The following is a 23352-nucleotide window of genomic DNA, read 5'->3' as shown; positions in this document are numbered from 1 at the left end:
TGGTGACCGTCCGCACCAAAGTCCTCCCCGCCAAGGTGGTGGACTGGTTCGCCCGCCCGTCCTCCGTGTGGTGGGGCTTCGCCGTCGTCCATCTCTATTTCCTGGGCTGGATGGCGTCCTTCTTCCTGCACGGCGATACGTTCAGCGACACCGAGCAGTACCGCCAGTGGGCCGTGGACGGCTACAACCCGCAGGACCTGGACGGGAAGATCAGCCCCTGGGTCTACCCGGTACTGGCGCAGCTCCCCATCTTCCTCGCCAACATCGCGGGACCGGACCTGTACCTCCTCGTCTGGTTCCTGATCATCACAGCCCTCAACGCCGTCGGGCTTGCCTTCCTCACCCGCGGACCGCGGAAGGCGGGCGGCATTGCGCCCGCCTGGTGGTGGCTGTTCTTCACCGTCTTCATGGGCTACCTCAGCTTCGCGCGGGTGGAAGGCATCACCGCGCCGATCGTGCTGATCGCGCTGCTGTACGCGGCGCAGCGTCCGGTGGTGGCCGGCATCCTGCTCAGCGTCGCCACCTGGATCAAGGTATGGCCCGCGGCTGTGCTGGTACCCATCGTGATAGCCAGCCGGAAGCGGGTCCAGGTGGTCCTCTCAGGCGTCGCCGTGACCGCCGTCGTTGCGCTGGGAACGTGGATGTCCGGCGGCCTCCGGCACATCATGGACTTCCTCCTGAACCAGGGCGAGCGCGGCATGCAGCTTGAAGCCACCTTCTCCACCCCGTGGGTGTGGCTGAGCGTCTTCAACATCGCCGGTTCCAGGATGGCGGACAACACCGCCATCAACTCCACCGAGGTCTACGGCCCGGGCGCGGGGACTGCGGCTTTCCTGATGCAGCCGCTGCTGATCCTGGCCGCGGTGGTGGCCGCCGTCCTGCTGGTGCGGGCCCTGAACCGCGGCGCCGAACGGGAGGAGCTGTTCCTTGAGGGTTCCCTCATGATGGTCACGGCGTTCATCGTGTTCAACAAGGTGGGTTCGCCGCAGTTCATCATCTGGCTGGCGCCGGTGATCATCGCCGGGCTTACCCACGACTGGAACAGGTGGAAGGTCCCGGCAGCTCTGCTCATGGGCATCGCCATGACCACGTTCGTGATCTATCCCCTGTTCTACACCCCGCTGATCCACGCCCACCCGGTGATGGCGGCCATCCTCACCACGCGCAATGTGCTCCTGGTGGTGCTGCTGTGGTGGTCGGTGAAGCGGACTGCCGAGCTGGGGCGGAAATCCCCTGCCGCGGTGCCTGCCGGCGCCTAGTTGCCGGCCTGGCTCCCCGGCAGCAGGTAGCGCGCAAACCATTCCCTGGCGAGGGTTGCGGCCTGGGTGAGCGTTCCGGGTTCTTCGAACAGGTGGGTTGCCCCCGGGACCACTTCCAGCCGGACCGGCGCCCGCATCCGGTCCATTGCCTGGCGGTTCAGGGCCAGGACCTGGGTGTCGGCGCCCCTACCACCAGCAGGGTGGGTGCGCGCACCGCCGCCAGCCGCGGCCCGGCGAGGTCCGGGCGGCCGCCGCGGGAAACGACGGCGTCCACTTCCGTGTCAGGGTCGGCTGCCGCCCACAGGGCGGCACCCGCGCCGGTGCTGGCGCCGAAGTAGCCCACCTTGCATCCCGTGTTGTCACTCCTGCCGTTCAGCCAGCGGGTTGCCGCGGCCAGCCGCTCCGCCAGCAGGGCGATGTCGAAGACATTCCCGCGGTCCATCTCCTCGGCCGGGGTGAGCAGGTCCAGCAGCAGTGTGCCCAGGCCCGCCCCCTGCAGGACTGAGGCAACGTAGCGGTTGCGGGGGCTGTGCCTGCTGCTCCCGCTGCCGTGGGCGAACACCACCACTGCATTGCAGGGTTCCGGAAGGTGCAGATCGCCGTGGAGCGCCACCCCGTCCACCGCGATCTCCACATCATGGTCGGTGCCCGCAGCCCCAGCCCCGGCGAGGCGTTCCCGCAGCGCGGCGGCATCGAGCAGCTGCACCACCTCTTCGTCGGTGGTGGGCGAGAAGTCGCGGTAGTAGTACCCCACGGCCTGGAAGTTCCGGGCGCTGATCAGGGAATAGACCTGGTCCGGCTCGGACAGTGTTCCCATCGCGTCCGCCGGGGCCACAGGAACTGCCAGGATCACCTTTGCGGCGCCCAGGTGGCGTGCAACCTGGCAGGCAACACGCGCCGTCGACCCCGTTGCGATGCCGTCGTCCACAACGATGGCAGTGCGCCCGGCAAGGTCCTTCCGCGGCCTCCCCTGGCGGTAGCGTTCCAGCCTGGACTCCAGCCTCACGCGCTCGCGCCGCTCGACGGCCTCAAGGTCATCCTCCGTGACTCCGGCGAGCGAGATGACGCGCTGGTTGAGGACCCGCGCGCCGCCTTCGCCTATGGCTCCCATGGCTACTTCAGGCTGGAACGGAAGGCCGAGTTTCCGCACCACGATGACGTCCAGCGGCGCATTCAGGGCCTTCGCAACTTCGGCCGCCACCGGAACCCCTCCGCGGGGCAGCCCCAGGACCAGCACATCTTCCGCCCGGAACCGTTCCAACATGAGCCCCAGTTTCCGGCCGGCGTCAACCCTGTCCAGGAATTCATACATCAGGCCACCCCTTCGCATGGAGCCCAGTTATCTGTTCCGGGAAAACCCTCCCCCGCAGGCCCGCTACTCTTCCTCAAACGGGCCCTCCGCTGCGGCCGACCATGACAGCCTCAGGACAAAGTGGCCGTCTGCGGTGTTCCGGGCAATGACCGCCCCTGCCGTCCCTGCCAGTTTCACGCCGAACTCCACTTCGATGTGTTCAGGCCCGATTTCCCGCATGGCGTCCACGGCAGCGGCGGCAGCGGGGCGGACGGCAGCGAGCGCGTCCTCCAGCCGGCGGCCGGCGTCCAGGATCCCCTGCTCATTCCGGCCGGGATGGTCCACGCCGTAGCTGTTGTCATCCACCTCGACCAGGATTGTCCCGGACCCCACTTCATAGCGGACTACTTCAGTCATGGCAGATGCCTCCAATCACGGGCGGGGAAGGACAGTTGCCGGGTCCCGGTGCGCTTCCAGTAGACACCTGCCCGGAGCGCAGCTGACAGTGCCGAAAGGCCCGGCCGGGCGGCGCCGGCCCGGGTGCCGGCCCTCTTTCCCGGGGGACTTTCTACCCTTGCCCGCATGGGCTGCGGGGCGTCGGATAGGAACATGACGGCAGGAACCGAACGGCCCATGCGCTGGCAGCGAATCCCCAAGGACGTTCAAGGCTTCCCTGTCCGGCCCAACCTGCAGGACTATGAAACCGCATGCCGCCAGTTCTCCTGGGACGATGCCCGCCGGGCTCTTTCCGGACTCCGGGGCGGCGGCCTGAACATAGCCCATGAAGCAGTGGACCGCCATGCCGCCGGGCCGCGGGCCCACCACGAGGCCTTGCGGTTCGTGCGCGCCGACGGATCCGCTCATTCCCTGACCTATCTGGAGCTTGCCGGCCAGACCAACCGTTTTGCCGCCGTGCTGCGGCAGCTGGGCATCGGCCGCGGGGAGCGGATCTTCTCGCTCACCGGCCGCAGCCCCGAGCTCTACGTTGCGGTGCTGGGCGCCCTCAAGAACGGAAGCGTCTTCTGCCCGTTGTTTTCCGCCTTCGGGCCGGAGCCCGTGAGGCAGCGCCTGCACCTGGGGCAGGGGCGGGCGCTGGTCACCACCAGGGCCCTCTACCGCAAGAAAGTGGCCCAGATCCGGGATAGCCTCCCGGATCTCAAGCACGTCTTCCTCATTGACGCGGACGGCGCTCCGGAACCGGGGACCCTCGACCTCACGGGGCTCCTGGCGGCCGCCCCGGCGGACAGCATCATGGCGCCCACCGCCGGCGAGGACATGGCGCTGCTGCACTTCACCAGCGGCACCACGGGCACCCCGAAAGGCGCCATCCATGTCCACGAGGCCGTCACCGCCCACTATGCGACGGGCCGGTTCGCGCTGGACCTGCACCCCGGCGACACCTACTGGTGCACAGCGGACCCCGGATGGGTCACGGGCACCTCCTACGGTGTCATCGCCCCGCTGGTGCACGGCGTCACCACAGTGGTGGACGAGGAGGAGATGGACGCGGACCGGTGGTACCGGATCCTCGCTGAGCAGCGCGTTACTGTCTGGTACACCGCGCCGACCGCCCTGCGCATGCTGATGAAAGCCGGGGCGGAGAGGGCCGCCGGGCACGATCTTTCGGCGCTGCGGTTCGTGGCCAGCGTGGGCGAGCCGCTCAACCCGGAAGTGGTGGTCTGGGGCCAGGAAGCGTTCGGCCTGCCCGTCCACGACAACTGGTGGCAGACGGAGACCGGCGGAATCATGATCGCCAACTTCGCGGCCACGGAAATCCGGCCCGGTTCCATGGGCCGGCCGCTGCCGGGAGTGGAGGCGGCGCTCGTCGCGCGGGACGGGGACGGCAAGCCGGTGGTCCGTGACGGCGACCCCGTGCTGGTCACGGAACCGGACACCATGGGGGAACTGGCGCTGCGCGCCGGCTGGCCATCAATGTTCAGGGGCTACCTCAACGAGGAGGAACGCTACCGCAGGTGCTTCGCCGGAGGCTGGTACCTCACCGGGGACGTCGCAAAACGCGATGCGGACGGGTACTACTGGTTCGTGGGCCGCGGCGACGACGTCATCAAGTCCTCCGGCCACCTCATCGGCCCCTTCGAGGTGGAGAGCTCGCTGATGGAGCACCCGGCCGTGGCCCAGGCGGGCGTCATCGGCGTCCCGGACCCGGTGGCCGGCGAGGTGGTCAAGGCGTTTGTCGAGCTCAGGACCGGATGGGAGCCCTCCGAAGAGCTGCGCCTGGACATCATCGGTTTCGCGCGCAAGCGGCTCGGCGCCGCAGTTGCGCCGCGCATGGTGGACTTCACCGCGGCGCTGCCGAAAACCCGCAGCGGAAAGATCCTGCGGAGGCTCCTGAAGGCCCGCGAACTGGGGCTCCCCGAGGGGGACACATCCACCGTCGAAACCACCACGGAGGCACGATGACCGGCACACCGGAAAGGATCGGCGCGGACCGGGCCGGCACCGCGAGGCATCTCCTGCACCAGATGCTCCGGGTGCGCCGGCTGGAGGAAAAGTGCGTCGAACTCTACACCGAGGCGAAAATCCGGGGCTTCCTGCACGTCTACATCGGCGAGGAAGCCGTGGCTGCGGGCGTCCTGGACAACCTGGACGCAGGAGACGCCGTGGTGGCAACCTACCGGGAACACGGCCATGCACTGCTGCGGGGCGTGCCCGCCGGCGCCATCCTCGCCGAAATGTACGGCAACGTCCAGGGCTGCTGCCGCGGGCGGGGCGGCTCCATGCACCTGTTCGATGCCGCCACGCGCTTCTACGGCGGCAACGCGATCGTGGCGGGCGGGCTGCCCCTCGCCGTCGGCCTAGCGCTGGCGGACAAGATGGCCGGCCGCGCGCGCGTGACGGCCTGCTTCTTCGGCGAAGGGGCCGTGGCCGAGGGAGAATTCCACGAAAGCCTGAACCTGGCGGCATTGTGGCAGTTGCCCGTGCTCTTCTGCTGCGAGAACAACCTGTATGCGATGGGCACGGCACTGCGCCGCTCCGAGTCGCAGACGGACATTGCGCTGAAGGCCGCCGGCTACGAGCTCGCAGCCTGGGCAGTGGACGGGATGGACGTCCTCGCCGTCCATGAAGCCGCCCGCCGCGCCGTGGATGCCGTGCGGTCGGGCGCGGGTCCGCACTTCCTGGAGCTGCGGACCTACCGCTTCCGTGCCCACTCCATGTTTGATCCGGAGCGCTACCGGGAGAAGGCAGAGGTGGCGCACTGGATCGAGCGGGACCCCATCACCCTCCTGCGCAACGCCTTGGAGGCTGCGGGCCAGCTGAGCGAAGACCAGTTGGCCGGCATCCAGGGTGACGCCGACGCGGAAGTGGCGGCCGCCGTCGAGTTCGCCGAAGCCGGGACTCCGGAGCCGCTGGAGGACCTGGCCCGGTTTGTCTACAGCGAGCGGGGACCGGAATGAAAACCACCTACCGGGAAGCCATCAGGGCCGGGATCCGGGATGCCATGAACCGTGACCCCCGGGTGTTCCTCATGGGCGAGGACGTGGGCGCGTACGGCGGCTGCTTCGCCGTCAGCCTGGGACTGTTCGAGGAGTTCGGGCCGCAACGGATCCGCGACACTCCCCTGTCCGAATCCGGCTTCGTCGGTGCGGGCATCGGCGCGGCGCTGGGCGGCATGCGGCCCATCGTGGAGATCATGACCGTCAACTTCAGCCTGCTGGCCCTGGACCAGATCGTGAACAACGCGGCCACGCTCCTGCACATGTCCGGCGGGCAGTTCAACGTCCCGCTGGTGATCAGGATGACCACCGGCGCGGGACGCCAGCTGGGCGCCCAGCACTCGCACAGCCTGGAGGGCTGGTACGCCCACATTCCGGGCCTGCGCATTCTCGCGCCGGCCACCCTGGAGGATGCACGCGGAATGCTCTGGACCGCGCTGGAGGACCCGGACCCGGTGCTGATTTTCGAGCACGGGACGCTCTACAACATGCCGGGCGAGCTTGATGACGGCGCCGGGCCGGTGGACATCACCGCCGCCGCCGTCCGGCGGCCGGGGACGGACGTCTCGCTCATCACCTACGGCGGCACGCTGCCGGCAGTGCTCGACGCCGCCGGGCGGCTGGCAGCGGAAGGCATCGGTGCCGAGGTACTGGACCTGCGCGTCCTGCGCCCGCTCGATGATGCGGCAATCCTGGCCACGGTGGGCAAGACGCACCGGGCCGTGGTGGTGGATGAAGGGTGGCGCAGCGGCAGCATCTCGGCCGAGATCAGCGCGCGGATCACGGAGGCGGCCTTCTACGACCTCGACGCCCCGGTGGGACGGGTCTGCAGCGCCGAGGTCCCGCTGCCCTACGCCAAGCACCTGGAGCTTGCCGCGCTTCCCTCGGCTGAACGGATCGTGGCGGCGGCGCGGGAGGTGACGGGCGGGCGTGGGTGATTTCCGCATGCCGTCCCTGGGGGCGGATATGGACCACGGCAAGATGGTGGAGTGGCTCGTCAAGCCGGGCGACTACGTCCACCGCGGTGACGTGGTGGCCGTAGTGGACACCGAAAAGACGGTCATGGACATCGAGACCTTCGAAGAGGGGGTTGTGGCCGAACTGCTGGTGGACGTCGGCACCACGGTTCCCATCGGCACCCCGCTCGCGCGGATCACTGCAACGCCCGATGACGGGACGGGAGCCATGCCGCCGGCGGAAACCCACGGGCCCCTCTCGCCCCCGGTGCGGCACCTCGCCCACCAGCTGGGAGTTGATCCGGGCTCCATCCGCGGCACGGGCAGGCACGGGGCGGTGACGCGTTCCGACGTGGAACGCGCTGCAGCGCTGGTGCCGGTGCCGGCAGCTCCGGAACCCGCACCGGCAGCTCCGGAGTCCGCGGCGCCTCACGTGGAGGATGACGGCGGCAACCGTGGGCGGGTGCGCTCGTCACCTCTCGCCCGGCGCCTGGCGGCCGAGCGCGGAGTTGACCTTTCGGCCGTGGCCGGGACCGGGCCCGGCGGTGCGGTCACGGAAGGCGACGTCCTCCACGCGGCCGCTGCCGCCCCCGCACCGGTGCCACCAGGGGGTGCGGCGCCGGAAGCTCCGGCATCACCGGAGCTGACTGTGCCTGAAGTCCCGGCAACAGCAGAAGAGCCTGCGGCCAGGCCCGCGGAGGACCGGCAGCGCGAGGCAAGCCTGCGCAGGGCGGTCGGGGCGCTGATGTCCCGCTCCAAGAAGACGATTCCGCACTATTACCTCAGCACCACGCTGGACATGGGTGCCGCTGTGGCCTGGATGCAGTCCGTTAACCTCCAGCGCCCTGTTTCCTCCCGGCTGGTTCCCTCTGCACTCCTGCTGAAGGCCGCTGCCCTTGCTGCCAGGGACGTGCCCGAGGTCAACGGCCTGTATGTGGATAACGAGTTCCGGCCCAGCCAGGCAGTGCATCTCGGCGTCGCCGTTGCCCTTCGGAAGGGCGGCATCGTGGCCCCGGCAATCCACGACGCCGACCAGCTCCCGGTGGACACCCTCATGGAGCAGCTGAGGGACCTCGTGTCCCGTGCCCGGGCAGGCAGGCTGCAGCGGGCAGAAATGGCCGATCCCACCATCACCGTGACCAACCTGGGCGACCTGGGCGTGGAGAGCGTGTTCGGGGTGATCTATCCGCCGCAGGTGGCCATGGTGGGCCTGGGCCGGCTGATGGAACAACCGTGGGCGCACGAGGGAATGCTCGGCGTCCGTCCCGTGGTGACGGCCACCCTCTCCGCCGACCACAGGGTGAGTGACGGCCTGCGCGGCGCACGTTATCTGGCGCGGCTGGACGAACTGCTGCAAAAACCGGAGGAACTATGAACGAACAGGACGCCCGCGCGGCAGTGCACCAGGCGATCGGGCAGGTGGCGCCGGACGTGGAGCCGGCGGACCTTGCGGACGGTGCACGGCTGCGGCAGGACCTTGAACTCGATTCACTCGACTTCCTGCGGCTTGTGGAGACCATATATTCCGCAACAGGCATAAATATTCCGGAAGGCGACTACCCCCGGGTGGCGACGGTGGGCGGCCTGATTGCGTACATCGCCGGTCACGCCTGACGCCGGGCAGCTCCGCGTCTCGCCTCAACTACGGCCACAGCCCAGCGCCACCCGCGTTTTACCAGGTCAAGCGGCCTGGCCTCGATGAGCAGCCGCCGTGTATGCAGGTCGAGGAATAGAAGGTAGAACGTGAAGGCAAGGGCTGTGACGAACGCCAGCGAGGAGGCGTCGATGGGCAGCGCCACGAAGGACCACACGGAGAGCTGGTCCTGCGCCCCAAACACCACAAAGAACGTCACGCCCACGTACAACGACCTGATCTGCCAGTCGTCCCGGATACCGGTAACGGCCAGGAAAGGCAGGAACCAGAGGATGTACCAGGGCTGGATGATGGGCGAGAGCATCACGACGGCGGTAAACGCCAGCGCCATCCGGCGCACCGCCCGCGAGTAGTCACCGCGGAACATCAGGACCAGGACCAGCGCGATCGCCGCCCATTTCATTCCCGTCCGCAGGAGGGTGGCGAACGTGCCGCCGGGGAGCCCCAGCACGTTGCCCAGGAACTCCACCTGCTGGCCCAGGAAGCCCGATGGCGAGTAGCCGGTATAGCCCGGCGTGGGGTCCATGATGGCCCACACCCATCCCATCCCCAGGTTGTACGGGATGCCGCTGAGGGCCAGCACGCCGAAGCTGATGCCCGCCGTCGCGCCCCACATCAGGAACTTGCGGGGCCAGGAAGCCGACGGGCCCGCCCACATCAGGCCAACAAAGGGAAGCAGGAGGACGGTGATCGGCTTGATTCCGATCGACGCGGTCACCAGCAGCACTCCGAGCAGGTACCGGCGCGTGGCCGCGAAGTAGACGCCTGCGACGGCGAGGCCCACCATGAGGGCGTCGTTGTGCGCGCTGGCGATGAAGCTGATCAGGAACAGCGGGTTGGCCACGGAGATCCAGAGTGCACGCGCCCCGTTGATGCCGTGCAGCTCCGCCAGCCTGGGCACATAGATGACGCAAAGCAGGACCCCGACGCCGGCGAGGAGGCGGAACAGGAGGACAGACACATCCGGCTGCGCGCCGGTCAGCCCCACCACCCCGCGCGCCAGCCAGAGGAAGTACGGACCGTAGGGGGTCCTGGCTTCCGCCCAGGCAGGATCGGCGCCGAGCGAGAACCAGTTGCTGAGCGTGGAAATCCCCACCTGGTAAGGGTTCTGGCCCTCCATGACCAGCCGGCCCTGGCCGGTGTAGGCGTAGACGTCGCGGGAAAATACGGGGACACAGAAAAGCAGCGGCAGGGACCAGGCAGAGATGGCGAGGACGACGGACCGCAGCGACGATTTGCCCCAATCCGCCAGGCGCTGGCCCAGCCGGAGCCAGGACCGCATCAGCACCATGGCGCCCACCGTCAGGAGCACGGTGGATACAGTCACTCCCCAGCCCTCGGTGCGGAGGGCGATTACCACCGGCTGGCGGATCATGGGTGAGCCGTTGGCGATCCACCCGGTCCCGATGGAACCGATAAACATCATCAGGGCCCCGACAAAGCCCTCGATGGTGGCCAGGTAGGCGCGGCCGGTGGCCGGGCCGGAGGCTTTAGCCGACGCTGCCGGCTGCGTCTCCGAAGTCCCGAGGTGTGACCCGCCTGCCGTCATGTTTGTCTGGTCCCTCACTTGGTTACGGCGCTGGTTGGACCAGCAATAAGGCCGCCCTGCAACGCCGCTATTTTATCAGCCGGGTTTCCCGCGCCCCTTCCGAGGCTAGAGCATACGGTCGCTGCGGGCGGTCCGGTTCCGGCCGAGCGACTTTGCCCGGTAAAGGGCGGCGTCCGCTGAGGCGATGAGGCGTTCCACATCCGTTGTGGCACCGTCATACGTGGAAATACCGTAACTGACAGTCGGCATGTCCATCCCGTCCACGGTTGCAGCCGCCGCCAGGCGCCGGCTGATCGACTTAGCGATGATTTCCGCCCGTTCCGCGCTGGCACCCGGGATAAGGATCACAAATTCCTCCCCGCCGTAGCGTCCCACCAGGTCGGTGGACCGCACCGTGGCAGCGCAGGCGTCCGCGAACGTCTGCAGGGCCACGTCCCCGGCGGCGTGGCCGTAGGTGTCGTTGACCGCCTTGAAGTGGTCCAGGTCCGCCAGGACCAGGGCGCCGGTGCCTTTGGCGATGGACAGGTCGGCCAACTGTTCGGCCGCCAGGTTCAGGAAGGCCTTGCGGTTGAGGAGGCCGGTGAGGTCATCGCGGGAGGCCACCATGCGCAGCGCCCTGGTCTGCTGTTCATTGCTGAGGGCCGCCATGCTGAAGGAAACCACCACCAGGAGGACCATGGTCACCAGTGTGGTCACCGCGGAACCAAAAACAGTGACGAAGATGGGGCCGTCCTGCCCCTCCAGCATGAACGCCGCCCAGCGCAGTACATAGAACACGGAGAGTCCGCCTGCCGCCGCCGCCATGGGGATCCGTACGCGCGAGTATCCCGGTTCCAGCCGCCAGAGCTCGCGCGACGCCAGGCCTATGGTGAGGCTCATGGCTGCCAGGAACACGGGGCCGCCGGACCAGGTGTTGGTGGCCGGGTTGTCCAGGACCGAGGCAACCAGGGTCACCAGGGGGATGGCGGCGAACGCCCACTTTGGCGGCGGCACGGTCCGCAGCGACCGGGCGCCCGCCCAGACAGCCACTCCGCCGAGCACCAGGAGCACGTTGCCCAAGGGGTTGCCCCAGACCTGGTGTGCTGTTCCATCCAGGAGGAAACAGCCGGATCCTGACAGGAAAAACAGCAGCGCCAGGCACCACCAGCCGCTGTAGGGCGAGCGCGTGGTCCGGTAGGCGGAGAAGTAGAAGAGGAGCACCAGCACCAGCGCCATCAGGCCAAAGGCGATCCGGAGGGTTGTGGTATCCAGAGCCATGTTTCCGAAGTCCCCCCACTGCCGATACCGCGCCGACCCCAAGTATCGCACCGGTCCGGGAGGTTGTCAGGATGGGATTACGGCTGGCGCAGGGCCTAGTGTTGTCAGGACAGCCAGCAGGACTATTCCGGAAGGCAATCCCCATGCTCCTTCTCTTTGGTTTCAAGACCGTGCTCAAGGCCTTGCCCGGGAAACCGGCCACCTGCCAGTACTGCCGGGCGTTCGCCCACCACCGCCTTGAGGAGCGGGCCACCAAGTTCACGCTCTTCTTCATTCCGGTGTTCACCACGTCGCGTTCCTACCAGATCACGTGCACCAATTGCGGGCACGTCTCGAGCATTTCCGCGCGGCAGAAGCGGGCGTTGGAACTGCAGCGCTAGCCAACCCAACCGCCCATGGAACAAAAGCGGAAAACCATGGACGTTCGTGCCGCCCGTGGCTAGAGTGGGACCCGACTGTGAGCCTCTGCTCCAGGAGTTGGCGGGAAATCCCGGGACGTGTCCGTCCTGATGTGGCAAAAGGAGGTGTCTGTGATGACTGTTCAAGCCCTGCGTCCTGCGCGCCCCGCACTTTTCATCCGGACCCTTCCCCTTTTCCGCACCGGCCCCGCCTGACCTCCCGCGGGGCGCCGAACATCCAAGGCCGCAGGCCGGTGCGCGGGGGCCCTCCCGTGAGGTATTACAGTGAACACATCGTCAGGCAGCGGCCTGGAAAGCACCAACCACCCAAGCGACGGTCCGCTCCCCTATGGCTATACCCCCGCCGTCGCCCAGCACTTCGAGGACCATCCGATGCCGGCGGCCACCGGGCGCGGGCGGGTGGTCCGCGTGGACAGGAACCTGCTGCTGGTGGCTGCGGGCTCGGACCTGCTGCACCTGCCCTATCCGCTGAGCGGCGAACCGGCAGTGACCGGAGACTGGGTGTGGATAGGGCCCAACCGGGCCGGCGAGCGCCAGATCCTCAGCGTCCTGCCGCGCCGTTCGGAACTGAGCCGCAAGCGCGCGTTCGAAGCCTCCTCCGAGGCACAGGTCCTGGCCGCCAACATGGACACCGTCGGCGTGGTGGTCCCGGTCGACCGGCCCCTGACTCACAACCGGTTGGAACGCACCCTTGTGGCCGCGTGGGACTCGGGGGCTACTCCCCTGGTGATCATCACCAAGGCGGACCTCGCGGACGTGGCGGACGACGTCGTCGGGAAAGTCATCCTGCAGGCTGCAGGCGTGGATGTGGTCACCACCTCCGCGGAAACCGGCGACGGCATCGATCAGCTGCTGGCGCACATCCCGGCGGGCGGAACCATCGTGCTCCTGGGGCCATCGGGTGCCGGAAAGTCCACGCTCATCAACGCGCTGGTGGGCCGCGACATCCAGGACACCGGCGAGGTGCGCTCCGGCGACTTCAGGGGGAGGCACACCACCACCTCCCGGGAACTGGTCCCGCTCGCGAACGGGACGGTGCTGATGGACACGCCTGGCGTGCGGGGCTTCGGCCTGTTCGACGCCGAGGACGGCATCGGCGAGATGTTCGGCGATGTGGAGGCGCTGGCGGCCGGGTGCAGGTTTTCGGACTGTTCCCACCAGGGCGCACCCGGCTGCGCTGTTCAGGAGGCTCTTGCCACAGGCGTGTTGGAGGAGCGCCGCTGGCACAACTACCTGAAGCTGCAGCGGGAGCTTGCCGCCCTGGCCCGCCGGAGCGACGCCGCGGCGCAGCGTGCCTACCAGCGGGAGTGGCACCAGAAAGTGGTGGCGGCAGGGAAGTCCCAGCGCTGGGCCGAACGCGAGACGGCGGAGAGGAAGGAACGGCCGGGCCGGAAGCGGCGGTGACGGTCGGCAGCTCCCCGGCGCTGATGCGCGTTCCGGCGGCGTCCGGGTCAGCGGGCGGTGCTGCCCCGGACCACCAGTTCGGCCGGGTAGATGACCGGTTCCAGCTGCTCTTCCGGGTTTTCGATCGCGCGGATCAGGAGCTGTCCGGCTGTCACGGCCATATCCACCATCGGCTGCGTCACAGTGGTCAGGCCCATGCCATTGGCCGCCAGGAGGGAATGGTTGTCGAACCCCACAACAGCAACGTCCTCCGGAACCCTCCGGCCCCCGCCCCGCACAGTTTCAATGACACCCAGGGCCATCAGGTCCGAGGCGGCGAAAACGCCGTCGAGCTCCGGCGCCTCGGAGAACAGGTTCCTTGCCGCTTCGGCGCCGCCCGCCGTCGTGAAGTCCCCATGGATGACGGGGCCGGGCTGCAGCCCGGCCTCCCGGACACCCTGCATCCATCCGTCCAGGCGGTCGACTGCCGCTGTCATGTCGGCGGGTCCTGCCACGGTTCCAAGCCGGGTGCACCCGGTGGCGGCCAGGTGGCGGGCGGCAAGCCGGCCGCCCTCGAAGTTGTCCAGGTCCACATAAGGGACGCCGAAGCCCGCGGCCCAGGGCCTGCCGATGAAGACAGTGGGCAGGCCGGTTGTGCCAAGGGTCTCCGCCCAGTCGTCCGCCTTGTGGAACGAGACCACGATCGCGCCGTCCACGTGCCCGCCCCGCAGGTACCGCATGGTCCGGGCGGAGTCATCCCCAGCCCGGGACATCAGCAGCACCAGCTGCATGTCGGTGCCCCGGAGTGCCTCGTTGACGCCGGTGATGACGGCGGCGAAGAAGGGGTCCATCATCACCCGTGCGTCCGGCTCCGGGATGACCAGCGCAATGGATCCGGTGCGCCTGGTCACCAGGCTCCGGGCCGCACGGTTCGGCGTGTAGCCGAGCGCCACGATCGCAGCGTCGACGGCGGCCTGGGCCTCCGGACTGACCTTCAGCCCGCCGTTGATCGCCCTGGACGCGGTGGAGCGGGACACTCCGGCGGCCGTGGCGAGGTCCTCGAGCGTCGGGCTGGGCCGCCCGGCGTGCAGGAGGCCGGGCCGGCGGGACTTTTCGTTCATTACACAGACAATACGACACCTGGCTCCGTAGACGGCACGGGGCTGCTGCCGGCCGGAATGGCATTGGATGCGGCCACCGCCGAGTACCACCAGGCACTGGCTTTCGGGATGCGCTCCTGGGTTGCATAATCAACCCGGACCAGGCCAAAGCGCTGGTGGTAGCCGAAGGACCACTCGAAGTTGTCCAGCAGGGACCACGCCAGGTATCCGCGGACGTCCACGCCGTCAGCTATGGCATCATGCACCGCCTGGAGGTGTGCCGCGAAGAACCCCAGCCGGTCCTGGTCGTCCACGAAGCCCGCCTCGTCCGGGACATCGTCGTACGCTGCACCGTTTTCGGTGATGTAGATGGGGATCCCGGCAGGACCCGTGTACTCAGCCTGCAGCCGGTTGAGCAGGCGCCGCAGCCCCTCCGGCTGGACCTCCCAGCCCATTCCCGTCACCGGCAGGCCGCGGGATACCGATCGGGCGCCGTCGGCTGCCACGAACGGGGAGGACACCGGGCGGGCTGCCTGCCCCGGAGCCGCCGTCGTCTCCTGCCCCGCCAGTTCCCCGGGGTCCGCCGGATCCTTCGTGAGGGATTCCCCGTGGTAGTAGTTGACGCCCAGCAGGTCCAGCGGCGTGGATATGATCTCCAGGTCCCCGTCCTGCACCAGGTCAGCCATTCCAAGGTGCGCCACGTCTGCCAGCAGGTCAGCCGGGTACTCGCCCCTGAACAGCGGATCCAGGAAGATCCTGTTGAACTGGCCGTCGATCCGCCTGGCTGCGTCCCGGTCACCCTCGCTGCCGGGATCCCGCGGATCCGGGACCGTCAGGTTCAGGGTGATGCCCACAGAGGCGTCCGGATCCTCGCGGCGCAGCGCACGGGCTGCCAGGCCGTGGCCGAGCAGCAGGTGGTGGGCGGCGGCAAGTCCGGCCTGCGGGTCCTGCCTTCCCGGCGCGTGGATACCGGCGGCGTAGCCGAGGAACGCCGAGCACCACGGCTCGTTGAGGGTGGTCCAGATCCGGACCCTGTCCCCCAGGACGCCGTGCATGAGCGCCGCGTACTCGGCGAAACGGTAGGCCGTGTCCCGGTTGGCCCAGCCGCCCTTGTCTTCAAGTGCCTGCGGCAGGTCCCAGTGGTAGAGGGTCAGCCACGGCGTGATTCCGGCAGCAAGCAGTTCATCCACCAGGCGGGAGTAGAAGGCGATGCCTTCGGGATTGGGCGTGACGCCGTCGGGCATGCAGCGGGCCCAGGACGTGGAGAAGCGGTAGGCCTTCATGTGCAGCCGGCCCATGAGCGCCACGTCCTGCTTGTAGCGCCGGTAGTGGTCGCAGGCCACGTCGCCGTTGTGGCCGTCCGCCACGGCGCCGGGAACCCGGGCGAACACGTCCCAGATGGAGTCCTGCCGGCCCCCGGTGTGTGCTGCGCCTTCGATCTGGTAGGCAGCGGTTGCCGCGCCCCAGAGAAAGCCCTCCGGAAACGGAAGTTGGGTGGAACTCATCCTTTGACTGCTCCTTGCATAATTCCGGATACGAGTTGGCGGCCTGCCGCGATAAACAGGAGCAGGAGCGGGACGGTGGCCAGGACGGCTCCGGCCAGGACCACGGAGTAGTCCACGAAGTGGGCGGCCTGCAACAGCTGCAGCGCCACCGGAAGGGTGGGGTTCGACGGGTCAAGGACAATGAACGGCCAGAAGAAGTTCGTCCAGGTGGCCACGAAAGTGAACAGGGCGAGCATGGCGGCCGCCGGCCGCGCGGCCGGGAATCCGATGTACCAGAAGGCCTGGATCATGGAAGCCCCGTCCATCCGCACGGCCTCGATGAGTTCATCCGGGAGGGCGTCACGCAGGTATTGGGTCATCCAAAACACGCCGAAGGCGGTAACAACGCCCGGAATGATCACAGCCCAAAGCGAGCCGGTCCACCCCAGCCTGGACATCACGATAAACAGCGGGACGACGCCGAGCTGGGTGGGAACCGCCATGGTGGCGATGACGAACACCAGCAGCCCCTTGCTGCCGCGGAAGCGGAGCTTGGCGAAGGCGAATCCGGCAAGGGTGGAGAATACGACGACGGAAGCCGCGGTCACGCACGAGACGATGAGGCTGTTGCCCATCGCCTTCCAGAACGGGATGCTGTCAAAGACTTTGGCGGCGTTGGCCAGGAAGTTCCCGCCCGGCAGCAGCGGGATGCCGCGGCTCAGGACGGTGTTGTCATGGCTGCCCACCAGGAAGGACCAATACAACGGAAAGAGTGACGCCAGCAGGACGGCACCCAGGAAGCCGTAGGTGAGGAAGCCTGGCCTGCGGGCACCGCCGTGGCCGGCCCCGGGACCCCTGGCACCTGGCCGGCGCCGCGCTGCTGCCCGGGCGGCCCCCTTCCCGGCAGTCTGTTCAATCATGGGGATGGAGCTCACTTACGGCCTCCCTGGCTTGCGATGCGCTTGGTAATGAGGAAGTTGAGCAGGGCAATCAGCACGATGATCAGGAAGAGCAGCCAGGCAACGGCAGAGGCCCTGCCGAAGTTGCGCTGGCCCCAGCCGAGTTCCCAGATGTACATGGTCAGCGTCTGCCACTGCCGGTCCGCTCCGCCCAGGCCGGACTGGTCAAAGACCCGCGGCTCGTCGAAGATCTGCAGGCCGCCGATGGTGGAGGTGATCACCACGAAGATCACCGTGGGCCGCAGCATGGGGACGGTCACGGAGAAGAACTGCCGCAGCCTGCCGGCCCCGTCGATGGTTGCCGCTTCAAACACATCCCGCGGGATTGCCTGCATGGCTGCGAGGAAGATCAGCGCGTTGTAGCCGGTCCAGCGGAAGTTCACCATGGTGGCGATTGCCAGATGGCTTGCCAGCGGGTCGGAATGCCACCGGACCGGGTCCAGCCCTGCCCCCGCCAACATCCCGTTGATCAGCCCGAACTGGTCCGCGAAGAGGTTGTTGAAGATCAGGCCCACCGCCACCGGTGCAACGACGAAGGGCACCAGGACCCCCATCCGCCAGAACGTCCTTGCCCTCAGGTTCGCGTCCAGCACCGCTGCTATCACCAGGGCGATGACAACCTGAGGGACTGAAGACAGGATGAAGATGCTGAAGGTGTTGCCCACGGCGTTCCAGAAGTAGGGCTGGGCCACAACGAAGGCATAGTTTTCCAGGCCCGTGAACTTCCCCTGTCCGCCGATCAGGTTCCAGTTGTGCAGGGAAACCCACGCTGTGTAGACGAGCGGGAAGAGCCCGGTGACGGCGAACAGGATAAAGAACGGCGAGATGTAGAGGTAGGGGGACAACTTGACGTCCCACCTGGAGACCTGTTGCGAGAAGGCCAGGCGCCGGACGCCCTTCGTATCTTCCGGGGGAACCTGCGTCCCTCCGCTCCGTGGCCGGACCCGGTCGGTGACAGCCATGCTTAGAGGGACTTCACTGCGGTGACGAACTTCTCCCAGGAGGAGGCGGCGTCGTCCGACTTGTCAACGTCCACGCGGGTAAGGGCCTGCTGCATGGCATCGTTGATGGCGAAGTACTTGGTTCCCTTGAACGGGGTCACGTCAACAGCCTTGGCGCGTTCGGCGAAGATCTGGCCGGTGGGCGCGCCGTTGAAGAACGCGTTCGTCTGGCCCAGCAGATCGCTGCTTTCCAGCGCTTCCTTCTGGCTGGGGAAGGTGCCCTTGGCGGTGAAGGCCTTGATCTGCTGCTCAGGGGCGGTCAGCCAGCCTGCCAGCTTCTTGGCCTCGGCCTGGTGTTCGCCCTGGGTGGGAACCGTCAGGTAGGAACCACCCCAGTTTCCCCCGCCGCCGGGGAAGACGTTGGCAACATCCCAGCCGGTGACCCCGGCCGCGTTGCCCTCGATGACCCCCAGCATCCAGCCCGGGCAGAGGGTTGTTGCGAAGGCGCCCGTCTGGAAGCCGGAGGCCCAGTCGTCGCTCCACTGGCTAAGGTGGGCGGACAGCCCGTCCCTGGTGGAGGCTTCCAGGACCTGGTTGTAGGTGTCCTTGACCTTCGGGTTCTCCGTGGCGATGACGGTGCCGTCCTCCTCCTCATAGACCTTCTCGAGCTGGTTGCTCATGCCCTGGTAGATCGCCCCCGCCGAGTCGAACCATGCGGAATCCGGGCTTGCGGCCTTGAAGGCCTTGCCGGCCTCGAAGTAGCTGTCCCAGGTGGTCCCCAGCATCTTGGCAACTTCCCCGCGTTCGGTGGGCATGCCGGCCTTCTTGAGCAGCTCGGCGTTGTAGCAGACTGCTTCAGGGCCGGAGTCGGTCCCGTAGCCAAGCAGCTTGCCGTCGGCGGTCGTGGCGGCCTCGGCCTTCCAGTCCAGCCAGCGGCCTTCCACAGCGGGGTCCTTCAGGTCTGCAAAGCGGTCCGGGTACTGCAGCAGTTCCGGAAGCCAGTCCACCTCAACGGCCTCGATATCGGACAGGCCGGAGCCGGCGGCCAGGCGCGTGGTGAGGTTGTCCCGTGCCTCGTTGGTGGTTGCCGCCTTCTTGTGCTCAATGGTCACGTTCGGGTTCAGCGCTTCGTACTCTTCAAAGAGTTTTTCGTACCCGAATTCGTTGAAGGTACCCACCGTGAGCGTGACGGGATCGGAGCCGGTGGCGCCGTCGACGCCGCCTGATTCAGGAGCGGACGAGCCGCAGGCCGTCAGCGACAGGGCCAGGCAGGCGGCCGCAGCCGACGACACAGAGAACTTGGTTGGGTTTTTCACAGGAAAGACTCCTTCGTCAGAAAAAATGCCCTGTCGACCCACATGACGGTCGGAGGCGGAGAGGTGGTGCGGTGGAACTGCCCCGCGGCAGTGGCCCGAGCGTGGGAGCGCTCTCACCACATGGTGTCCCACCTCACAACCCCTTGTCAAGAGGCGGTAGGAGCGCTTCCACGCGACCCTTGCCGGGACTCCCCCGCGGTGTTACGCTTCCCCGACGAGAGCGCTCCCACGGCTGCAGCTTTTCCTGTCGCCCGCGCTCGACGATTCCCGCCAACGAACAGGACAAGCAATGCCGCTAGCCCACGTCCCCCATCCTCCGCGCGCCGGCAGACCCCAGAACCCGCAGCAGGGGCGCACCCAGGCCCGGCGCCGGCACGTCGCCGGCACTGTCGCCGGCGCCGTCGCCCTCCTCGCCGGCCTGGTCGCCAGCGGAGGAAGCATGGCCGCTGCTGCGCCGGCCGCTCCCGCCGTTTCAAAGGCATCGGCTTCAAAGTCATTAGCGCAACAGGCTCCCGCACCGGCTGCTCCCCCTGCCCTTCCCCAGGTTGCAGAGCCTGACTTCGGACCCAACGTCCGGATCTTCGACCCCGGCATGCCGGTGGCCGAAATCCAGGCCACGGTTGATTCCATCGCCGCTGAACAGGTGGACGATGAGATGGGGTCCAAACGCTACTCACTGCTGTTCAAGCCGGGAACCTACGGCAGTGCCGAAGAGCCGCTCATCGTCCAGGTGGGCTACTCCACCGAGGTGGCGGGGCTGGGCGCTTCCCCCACGGATGTCACCATCAACGGGCACGTGGACGTCTACAACCGGTGCCTCACCGCGGACAACTGCATCGCCCTGAACAACTTCTGGCGGTCCCTGTCCAACCTCACCATCAATGTCACCGGCCTCGAAGGCTGCCGCAGCTCCGCCAATTTCTGGGCGGCCTCGCAGGCGTCCCCCATGCGGCGGATCAACATCACCGGCGGCAACCTCTCCCTCATGGACTACTGCACCGCCGGACCGCAATACGCCAGCGGCGGCTTCATCGCCGATTCCAAGACGGGCGATGTCATCAACGGCTCACAGCAGCAGTACTTCGTGCGTGACAGCAGCATCGGCAACTGGTCCAACGGCGTCTGGAACCAGGTCTTCTCCGGAGTGGACGGGGCACCGGCGCAGTCCTTCCCGAACCCGCCGTACACCACTTTGGCGAGCACGCCTATCAGCCGCGAAAAGCCTTATCTCACGCTGGATGCCGCCGGCCAGTACAGCGTGTTCGTTCCCGCCGTCCGCACGGACTCCGCCGGGACCACGTGGGAAAACGGCCCGACGGCGGGGCGCAGCATCCCGCTGTCAGATTTCTATGTGGCCCGCCCCTCGGATTCGGTCAAGACCATCAATTCCCAGCTGGCACGCGGCAAGAACCTCCTGCTCACCCCGGGGGTCTACGGCATTGATGAGAGCATCGAGGTCAAGAGGGCCAACACCGTCGTCCTGGGGCTGGGGATCGCCACCCTCACCGCCATCAACGGCGCCGTCCCGCTGACCGTCGCGGATGTGCCCGGCGTGGACATTGCCGCCGTCACGATTGATGCCGGCGAGGTGAATTCACCGGCACTCATGCGGATCGGGAAGGCCACGCAGGGCGGCGGCGGCGCCGCCAACCCGGCTGTCCGCACGGACCCCGGCAACCCCACCGTGCTCCATGACGTGTTCTTCCGCATCGGCGGACCTCACGTGGGCAAAGCCTCGGTCAGCCTGGAGGTCAACAGCGATAACGTTCTCCTGGACCACATCTGGGCCTGGCGCGCCGACCACGGCAACGGGGTGGGCTGGACCACCAACACCGGCAGGAACGGCGTGCTCATCAACGGTAACAACGTCACCGCCACCGGCCTGTTTGTCGAGCACTACCAGGAGTACAACGTCATCTGGAACGGCGAAAACGGCAGGACCGTCTTCTTCCAGAACGAGCTGCCCTATGACGCGCCGAACCAGGCCGCCTGGCAGCACGACGGGGTCCTCGGCTGGGCGGGCTACAAAGTCGCCGATTCGGTCAAGACCCATGAACTCTGGGGCGGCGGCAGTTACGTCTACAACAACGTGGACCCCACCATCCACGCCACCCGCGGCTTCGAGGTACCGGTGACACCGGGCGTGACACTGCACAGCCTGCTGACCGTCAACCTGGGTGCCGGCACCCTGGACCACGTCATCAACGACACCGGCGCACCCGTGTCGACGGACGCCGTCGGGGTACCCAGCTACGTCCCCAGTTTCCCCTAGGCGGGATGCGCGCGGACGGGCGTTTCCCACCCCCGTCCGCGCCGGCTGCCAGGGGCGGCCGCATGACCGTAAGGGGACTTGTCCCCGGTCTGCGTGGGCCGGGTGGGAATCTGTTCCGGAAGAAACATTTGACTTGGATGGCCGGACCCTTTACGCGCGCGTATTCAGATGTAAGCGCTTACATGTGTCCCGCGAACTGGCTTTGGGGTGCATGGAAACATACTTGCGCCTGGTTCCCGCCTCTCCCTACGGTGGGTGCGGCCGGGAGCCCACAAAGTCTCCTGGTCCTTGAACCGGCGGTCCTGCGCCGGTTCGCCTCCGAACAACGGCGTCCCTGATGACGCCTGCGGAATCGGGGCCGCCGGAGTATCGGGAAATGAGGGCAGATGCCCGTCTTCCACGAACAGTTACAACTCCGCGAGAAGAGCAATAATGCACAAGCACCCCCAAACCCCCCGGATGCCGCGGTGGCGGTCCGCCGCCGCGGCACTGGCTACAGCCGTGGCTGCCTCGACCTTCCTTGCCGTGCCGTCGGCGCAGGCCAACGAGCCTGCCGATCCGCCGGCCGCAGAGCAGATGCCGGCGCCGACCCCCGGTTTCCCGCTCCCCACGGAACACACCCAGGAAGCCTTCGACCCGGCGTCGGACTTCACCTCCAAGTGGACCCGCGCCGATGCCAGCCAGATCATGGCGCAGAGCGACACCACGGTGGCTCCCGGACAGAACTCCATGAGCCCGGACGTCACCATGCCGGAAATCCCCGAGGATTTCCCCACCATGAATGAGGACGTCTGGGTCTGGGACACCTGGTCCCTGACGGACGAGAATGCCAACCAGATCAGCTACAAGGGCTACGACGTCATCTTCTCGCTCGTCGCTGACCGCCACGCCGGCTACAACTTCGACCAGCGCCACTGGAACGCCCGCATCGGCTTCTTCTTCCGCAAGACCAATGCGGACCCGGCCAAGGACAAGTGGAACTACGGCGGGCACCTCTTCGTCGACGGATCTTCCATCGGCAACACCGAGTGGTCCGGCTCCACCCGCCTGATGCAGGGCAACCATGTGAACGTGTTCTACACGGCCACCACTTTCCACGACGTGGCTGAGCGGAATGCCGGCGGCGGCGGCATCGCCCCGGACGCGGCAATTGCCAAGGCCCTCGGCAACATCCATGCCAACGAGGAACGCGTCTGGTTCGACGGCTTCGAGCACACCAAGCTGCTCGAGCCGGACGGCACGATGTACCAGACCAAGGAGCAGAATCCGGGCTTTGCATTCCGCGACCCGTTCACCTTCGCCGACCCGGCGCACCCCGGCAAGACCTTCATGGTCTTCGAAGGCAATACGGCCGGCAACCGCGGCGAGTACCAGTGCACCGAGGAAGACCTCGGCTACCGTGAGGGCGATGCCAACGCAGAATCCCTCGAGGAAGTGAACAGCAGCGGCGCCTTCTACCAGACCGGCAATGTGGGCCTCGCCGTGGCTGACAACAAGGACCTGACCAAGTGGTCCTTCCTGCCTCCGATCCTCTCCGCGAACTGCGTCAACGACCAGACTGAACGTCCCCAGATCTTCATCCAGAACGAGGACGGCAAGAACAAGTACTACCTGTACACGATCAGTCACCAGTTCACGTACGCGGCCGGCATGCGCGGCCCCGACGGCGTCTACGGCTTCGTGGGCGACGGCGTGCGCTCCGACTACCAGCCCGTCAACAACTCCGGCCTGGCACTCGGTTCGCCCACCGACCTGAACCTGCCGGCCAACAACCCGAGCGGCACTATCTCGGGCCAGCAGAACGGCCGGCAGTTCCAGGCCTACTCGCACTACGTGCAGCCCAATGGACTCGTGCAGTCGTTCATCGACAACGTCAACGGCGTCCGCGGCGGCTCCCTGTCCCCGACCGTGAAGATCAACTTCAAGAACGGCGTCACGCAGGTTGACCGCAGCTTCGGCGAGAACGGCCTTGGCCCGTTCGGCTACCTGCCCACCAACGTCCGTGTCGGCGGCGAGGGACACTACAAGTAACCAACACCTCGACGACACATCCTGCT

At 67.3% G+C, this 23352-nt stretch carries 20 protein-coding genes; 10 read left to right on the top strand and 10 right to left on the bottom strand.

The genetic code is table 11. From position 1 onward, the window contains the following. The first annotated feature begins 2 nt into the window (after positions 1-2). Positions 3-1259: a glycosyltransferase 87 family protein gene (locus SMD14_RS00690; RefSeq protein WP_321214953.1), complete on the top strand. Its 1257-nt coding sequence runs from the start codon at positions 3-5 to the stop codon at positions 1257-1259. Here SMD14_RS00690 and SMD14_RS00685 read toward each other — a convergent pair. The 3 genes from SMD14_RS00685 to SMD14_RS00675 all read right to left on the bottom strand — a co-directional run bounded on the left by SMD14_RS00685 (position 1256) and on the right by SMD14_RS00675 (position 2967). Continuing rightward, a complete protein-coding gene (locus SMD14_RS00685; RefSeq protein WP_321214952.1) occupies positions 1256-1396 on the bottom strand; it encodes a hypothetical protein in 141 nt (46 codons plus the stop codon). The genes SMD14_RS00690 and SMD14_RS00685 overlap by 4 nt on opposite strands. A gap of 20 nt (positions 1397-1416) precedes the next feature. Next, the gene (locus SMD14_RS00680) at positions 1417-2571 is read right to left on the bottom strand and encodes a phosphoribosyltransferase (RefSeq protein ID WP_321214951.1); all 1155 of its coding nucleotides are present in this window, start codon (positions 2569-2571) and stop codon (positions 1417-1419) included. A 63-nt stretch (positions 2572-2634) separates the two neighbouring features. Continuing rightward, positions 2635-2967: a CU044_2847 family protein gene (locus tag SMD14_RS00675; RefSeq protein ID WP_321214950.1), complete on the bottom strand. Its 333-nt coding sequence runs from the start codon at positions 2965-2967 to the stop codon at positions 2635-2637. Between the two features lie 192 nt (positions 2968-3159). Here SMD14_RS00675 and acsA point away from each other — a divergent pair, with 192 nt between their 5' ends. The 5 genes from acsA to SMD14_RS00650 are packed head-to-tail and all read left to right on the top strand — an operon-like array spanning position 3160 to position 8575. Continuing rightward, a complete protein-coding gene (acsA, locus tag SMD14_RS00670) occupies positions 3160-4971 on the top strand; it encodes an acetate--CoA ligase (protein WP_321214949.1) in 1812 nt (603 codons plus the stop codon). Beyond that, a complete protein-coding gene (pdhA, locus tag SMD14_RS00665; protein WP_321214948.1) occupies positions 4968-5966 on the top strand; it encodes a pyruvate dehydrogenase (acetyl-transferring) E1 component subunit alpha in 999 nt (332 codons plus the stop codon). The genes acsA and pdhA overlap by 4 nt, the downstream gene beginning before the upstream one ends. Beyond that, positions 5963-6943 carry an alpha-ketoacid dehydrogenase subunit beta gene (locus SMD14_RS00660; protein WP_321214947.1) on the top strand — a complete coding sequence of 327 codons (981 nt, stop codon included), beginning with the start codon at positions 5963-5965 and terminating at the stop codon, positions 6941-6943. The genes pdhA and SMD14_RS00660 overlap by 4 nt, the downstream gene beginning before the upstream one ends. Beyond that, positions 6936-8336 carry a 2-oxo acid dehydrogenase subunit E2 gene (locus SMD14_RS00655; RefSeq protein ID WP_321214946.1) on the top strand — a complete coding sequence of 467 codons (1401 nt, stop codon included), beginning with the start codon at positions 6936-6938 and terminating at the stop codon, positions 8334-8336. The genes SMD14_RS00660 and SMD14_RS00655 overlap by 8 nt, the downstream gene beginning before the upstream one ends. Next, a complete protein-coding gene (locus SMD14_RS00650; protein WP_321214945.1) occupies positions 8333-8575 on the top strand; it encodes an acyl carrier protein in 243 nt (80 codons plus the stop codon). Before SMD14_RS00655 ends, SMD14_RS00650 begins: the two co-directional genes overlap by 4 nt. Here the strand turns inward: SMD14_RS00650 and mptB are convergent. Next, entirely contained in the window at positions 8566-10164 is a 1599-nt protein-coding gene (gene mptB, locus SMD14_RS00645; protein WP_321214944.1) for a polyprenol phosphomannose-dependent alpha 1,6 mannosyltransferase MptB, read from the bottom strand. The genes SMD14_RS00650 and mptB overlap by 10 nt on opposite strands. A 105-nt stretch (positions 10165-10269) precedes the next feature. Beyond that, the gene (locus SMD14_RS00640) at positions 10270-11421 is read right to left on the bottom strand and encodes a diguanylate cyclase (RefSeq protein WP_321214943.1); all 1152 of its coding nucleotides are present in this window, start codon (positions 11419-11421) and stop codon (positions 10270-10272) included. A gap of 143 nt (positions 11422-11564) precedes the next feature. On the opposite strand from SMD14_RS00640, the gene SMD14_RS00635 reads away from it, so the two are divergent. Both SMD14_RS00635 and rsgA read left to right on the top strand, forming a co-directional pair. After that, complete coding sequence (locus tag SMD14_RS00635; protein WP_157240005.1) at positions 11565-11801, top strand: zinc-ribbon domain-containing protein; 237 nt, start codon at positions 11565-11567, stop codon at positions 11799-11801. 303 nt (positions 11802-12104) lie between these two features. Next, the gene (gene rsgA, locus SMD14_RS00630) at positions 12105-13244 is read left to right on the top strand and encodes a ribosome small subunit-dependent GTPase A (protein WP_321214942.1); all 1140 of its coding nucleotides are present in this window, start codon (positions 12105-12107) and stop codon (positions 13242-13244) included. A gap of 47 nt (positions 13245-13291) precedes the next feature. Here rsgA and SMD14_RS00625 read toward each other — a convergent pair whose 3' ends face one another. From SMD14_RS00625 to SMD14_RS00605, 5 genes are read right to left on the bottom strand one after another with little or no spacing between them, the layout of a single operon-like run. Then, positions 13292-14344 (bottom strand): LacI family DNA-binding transcriptional regulator, encoded by a 1053-nt coding sequence (locus SMD14_RS00625; RefSeq protein ID WP_157240009.1) that lies wholly within the window; start codon positions 14342-14344, stop codon positions 13292-13294. Next, the gene (locus tag SMD14_RS00620) at positions 14344-15828 is read right to left on the bottom strand and encodes a glycoside hydrolase family 1 protein (RefSeq protein WP_157240010.1); all 1485 of its coding nucleotides are present in this window, start codon (positions 15826-15828) and stop codon (positions 14344-14346) included. The genes SMD14_RS00625 and SMD14_RS00620 overlap by 1 nt, the downstream gene beginning before the upstream one ends. Further along, positions 15825-16742: a carbohydrate ABC transporter permease gene (locus tag SMD14_RS00615; RefSeq protein WP_321214941.1), complete on the bottom strand. Its 918-nt coding sequence runs from the start codon at positions 16740-16742 to the stop codon at positions 15825-15827. Before SMD14_RS00615 ends, SMD14_RS00620 begins: the two co-directional genes overlap by 4 nt. Beyond that, positions 16739-17728, bottom strand: a complete 990-nt coding sequence (locus tag SMD14_RS00610) for a sugar ABC transporter permease (protein ID WP_321214940.1) — start codon at positions 17726-17728, stop codon at positions 16739-16741. The genes SMD14_RS00615 and SMD14_RS00610 overlap by 4 nt, the downstream gene beginning before the upstream one ends. Positions 17729-17730: 2 nt before the next feature. Then, positions 17731-19023 (bottom strand): extracellular solute-binding protein, encoded by a 1293-nt coding sequence (locus tag SMD14_RS00605; RefSeq protein WP_321214939.1) that lies wholly within the window; start codon positions 19021-19023, stop codon positions 17731-17733. A gap of 289 nt (positions 19024-19312) precedes the next feature. Between SMD14_RS00605 and SMD14_RS00600 the strand changes: the two genes are divergently transcribed. Together SMD14_RS00600 and SMD14_RS00595 are read left to right on the top strand one after the other, a co-directional pair. Continuing rightward, positions 19313-21295 carry an adenylyl cyclase gene (locus tag SMD14_RS00600; RefSeq protein WP_321214938.1) on the top strand — a complete coding sequence of 661 codons (1983 nt, stop codon included), beginning with the start codon at positions 19313-19315 and terminating at the stop codon, positions 21293-21295. Positions 21296-21727: 432 nt separating this feature from the next. Next, on the top strand, positions 21728-23326 hold the full coding sequence (locus SMD14_RS00595; protein ID WP_321214937.1) for a glycoside hydrolase family 68 protein: 1599 nt from the start codon (positions 21728-21730) through the stop codon (positions 23324-23326). The last annotated feature ends 26 nt before the right edge of the window (positions 23327-23352 follow it).

Origin of the sequence: Pseudarthrobacter oxydans, assembly GCF_034258515.1 — a bacterium.
In the GTDB taxonomy this organism is placed as follows: Bacteria; Actinomycetota; Actinomycetes; order Actinomycetales; family Micrococcaceae; genus Arthrobacter.
The sequence above is the reverse complement of the archived record's forward strand: the minus strand, read 5'-3'. Positions and strand labels throughout refer to the sequence as shown.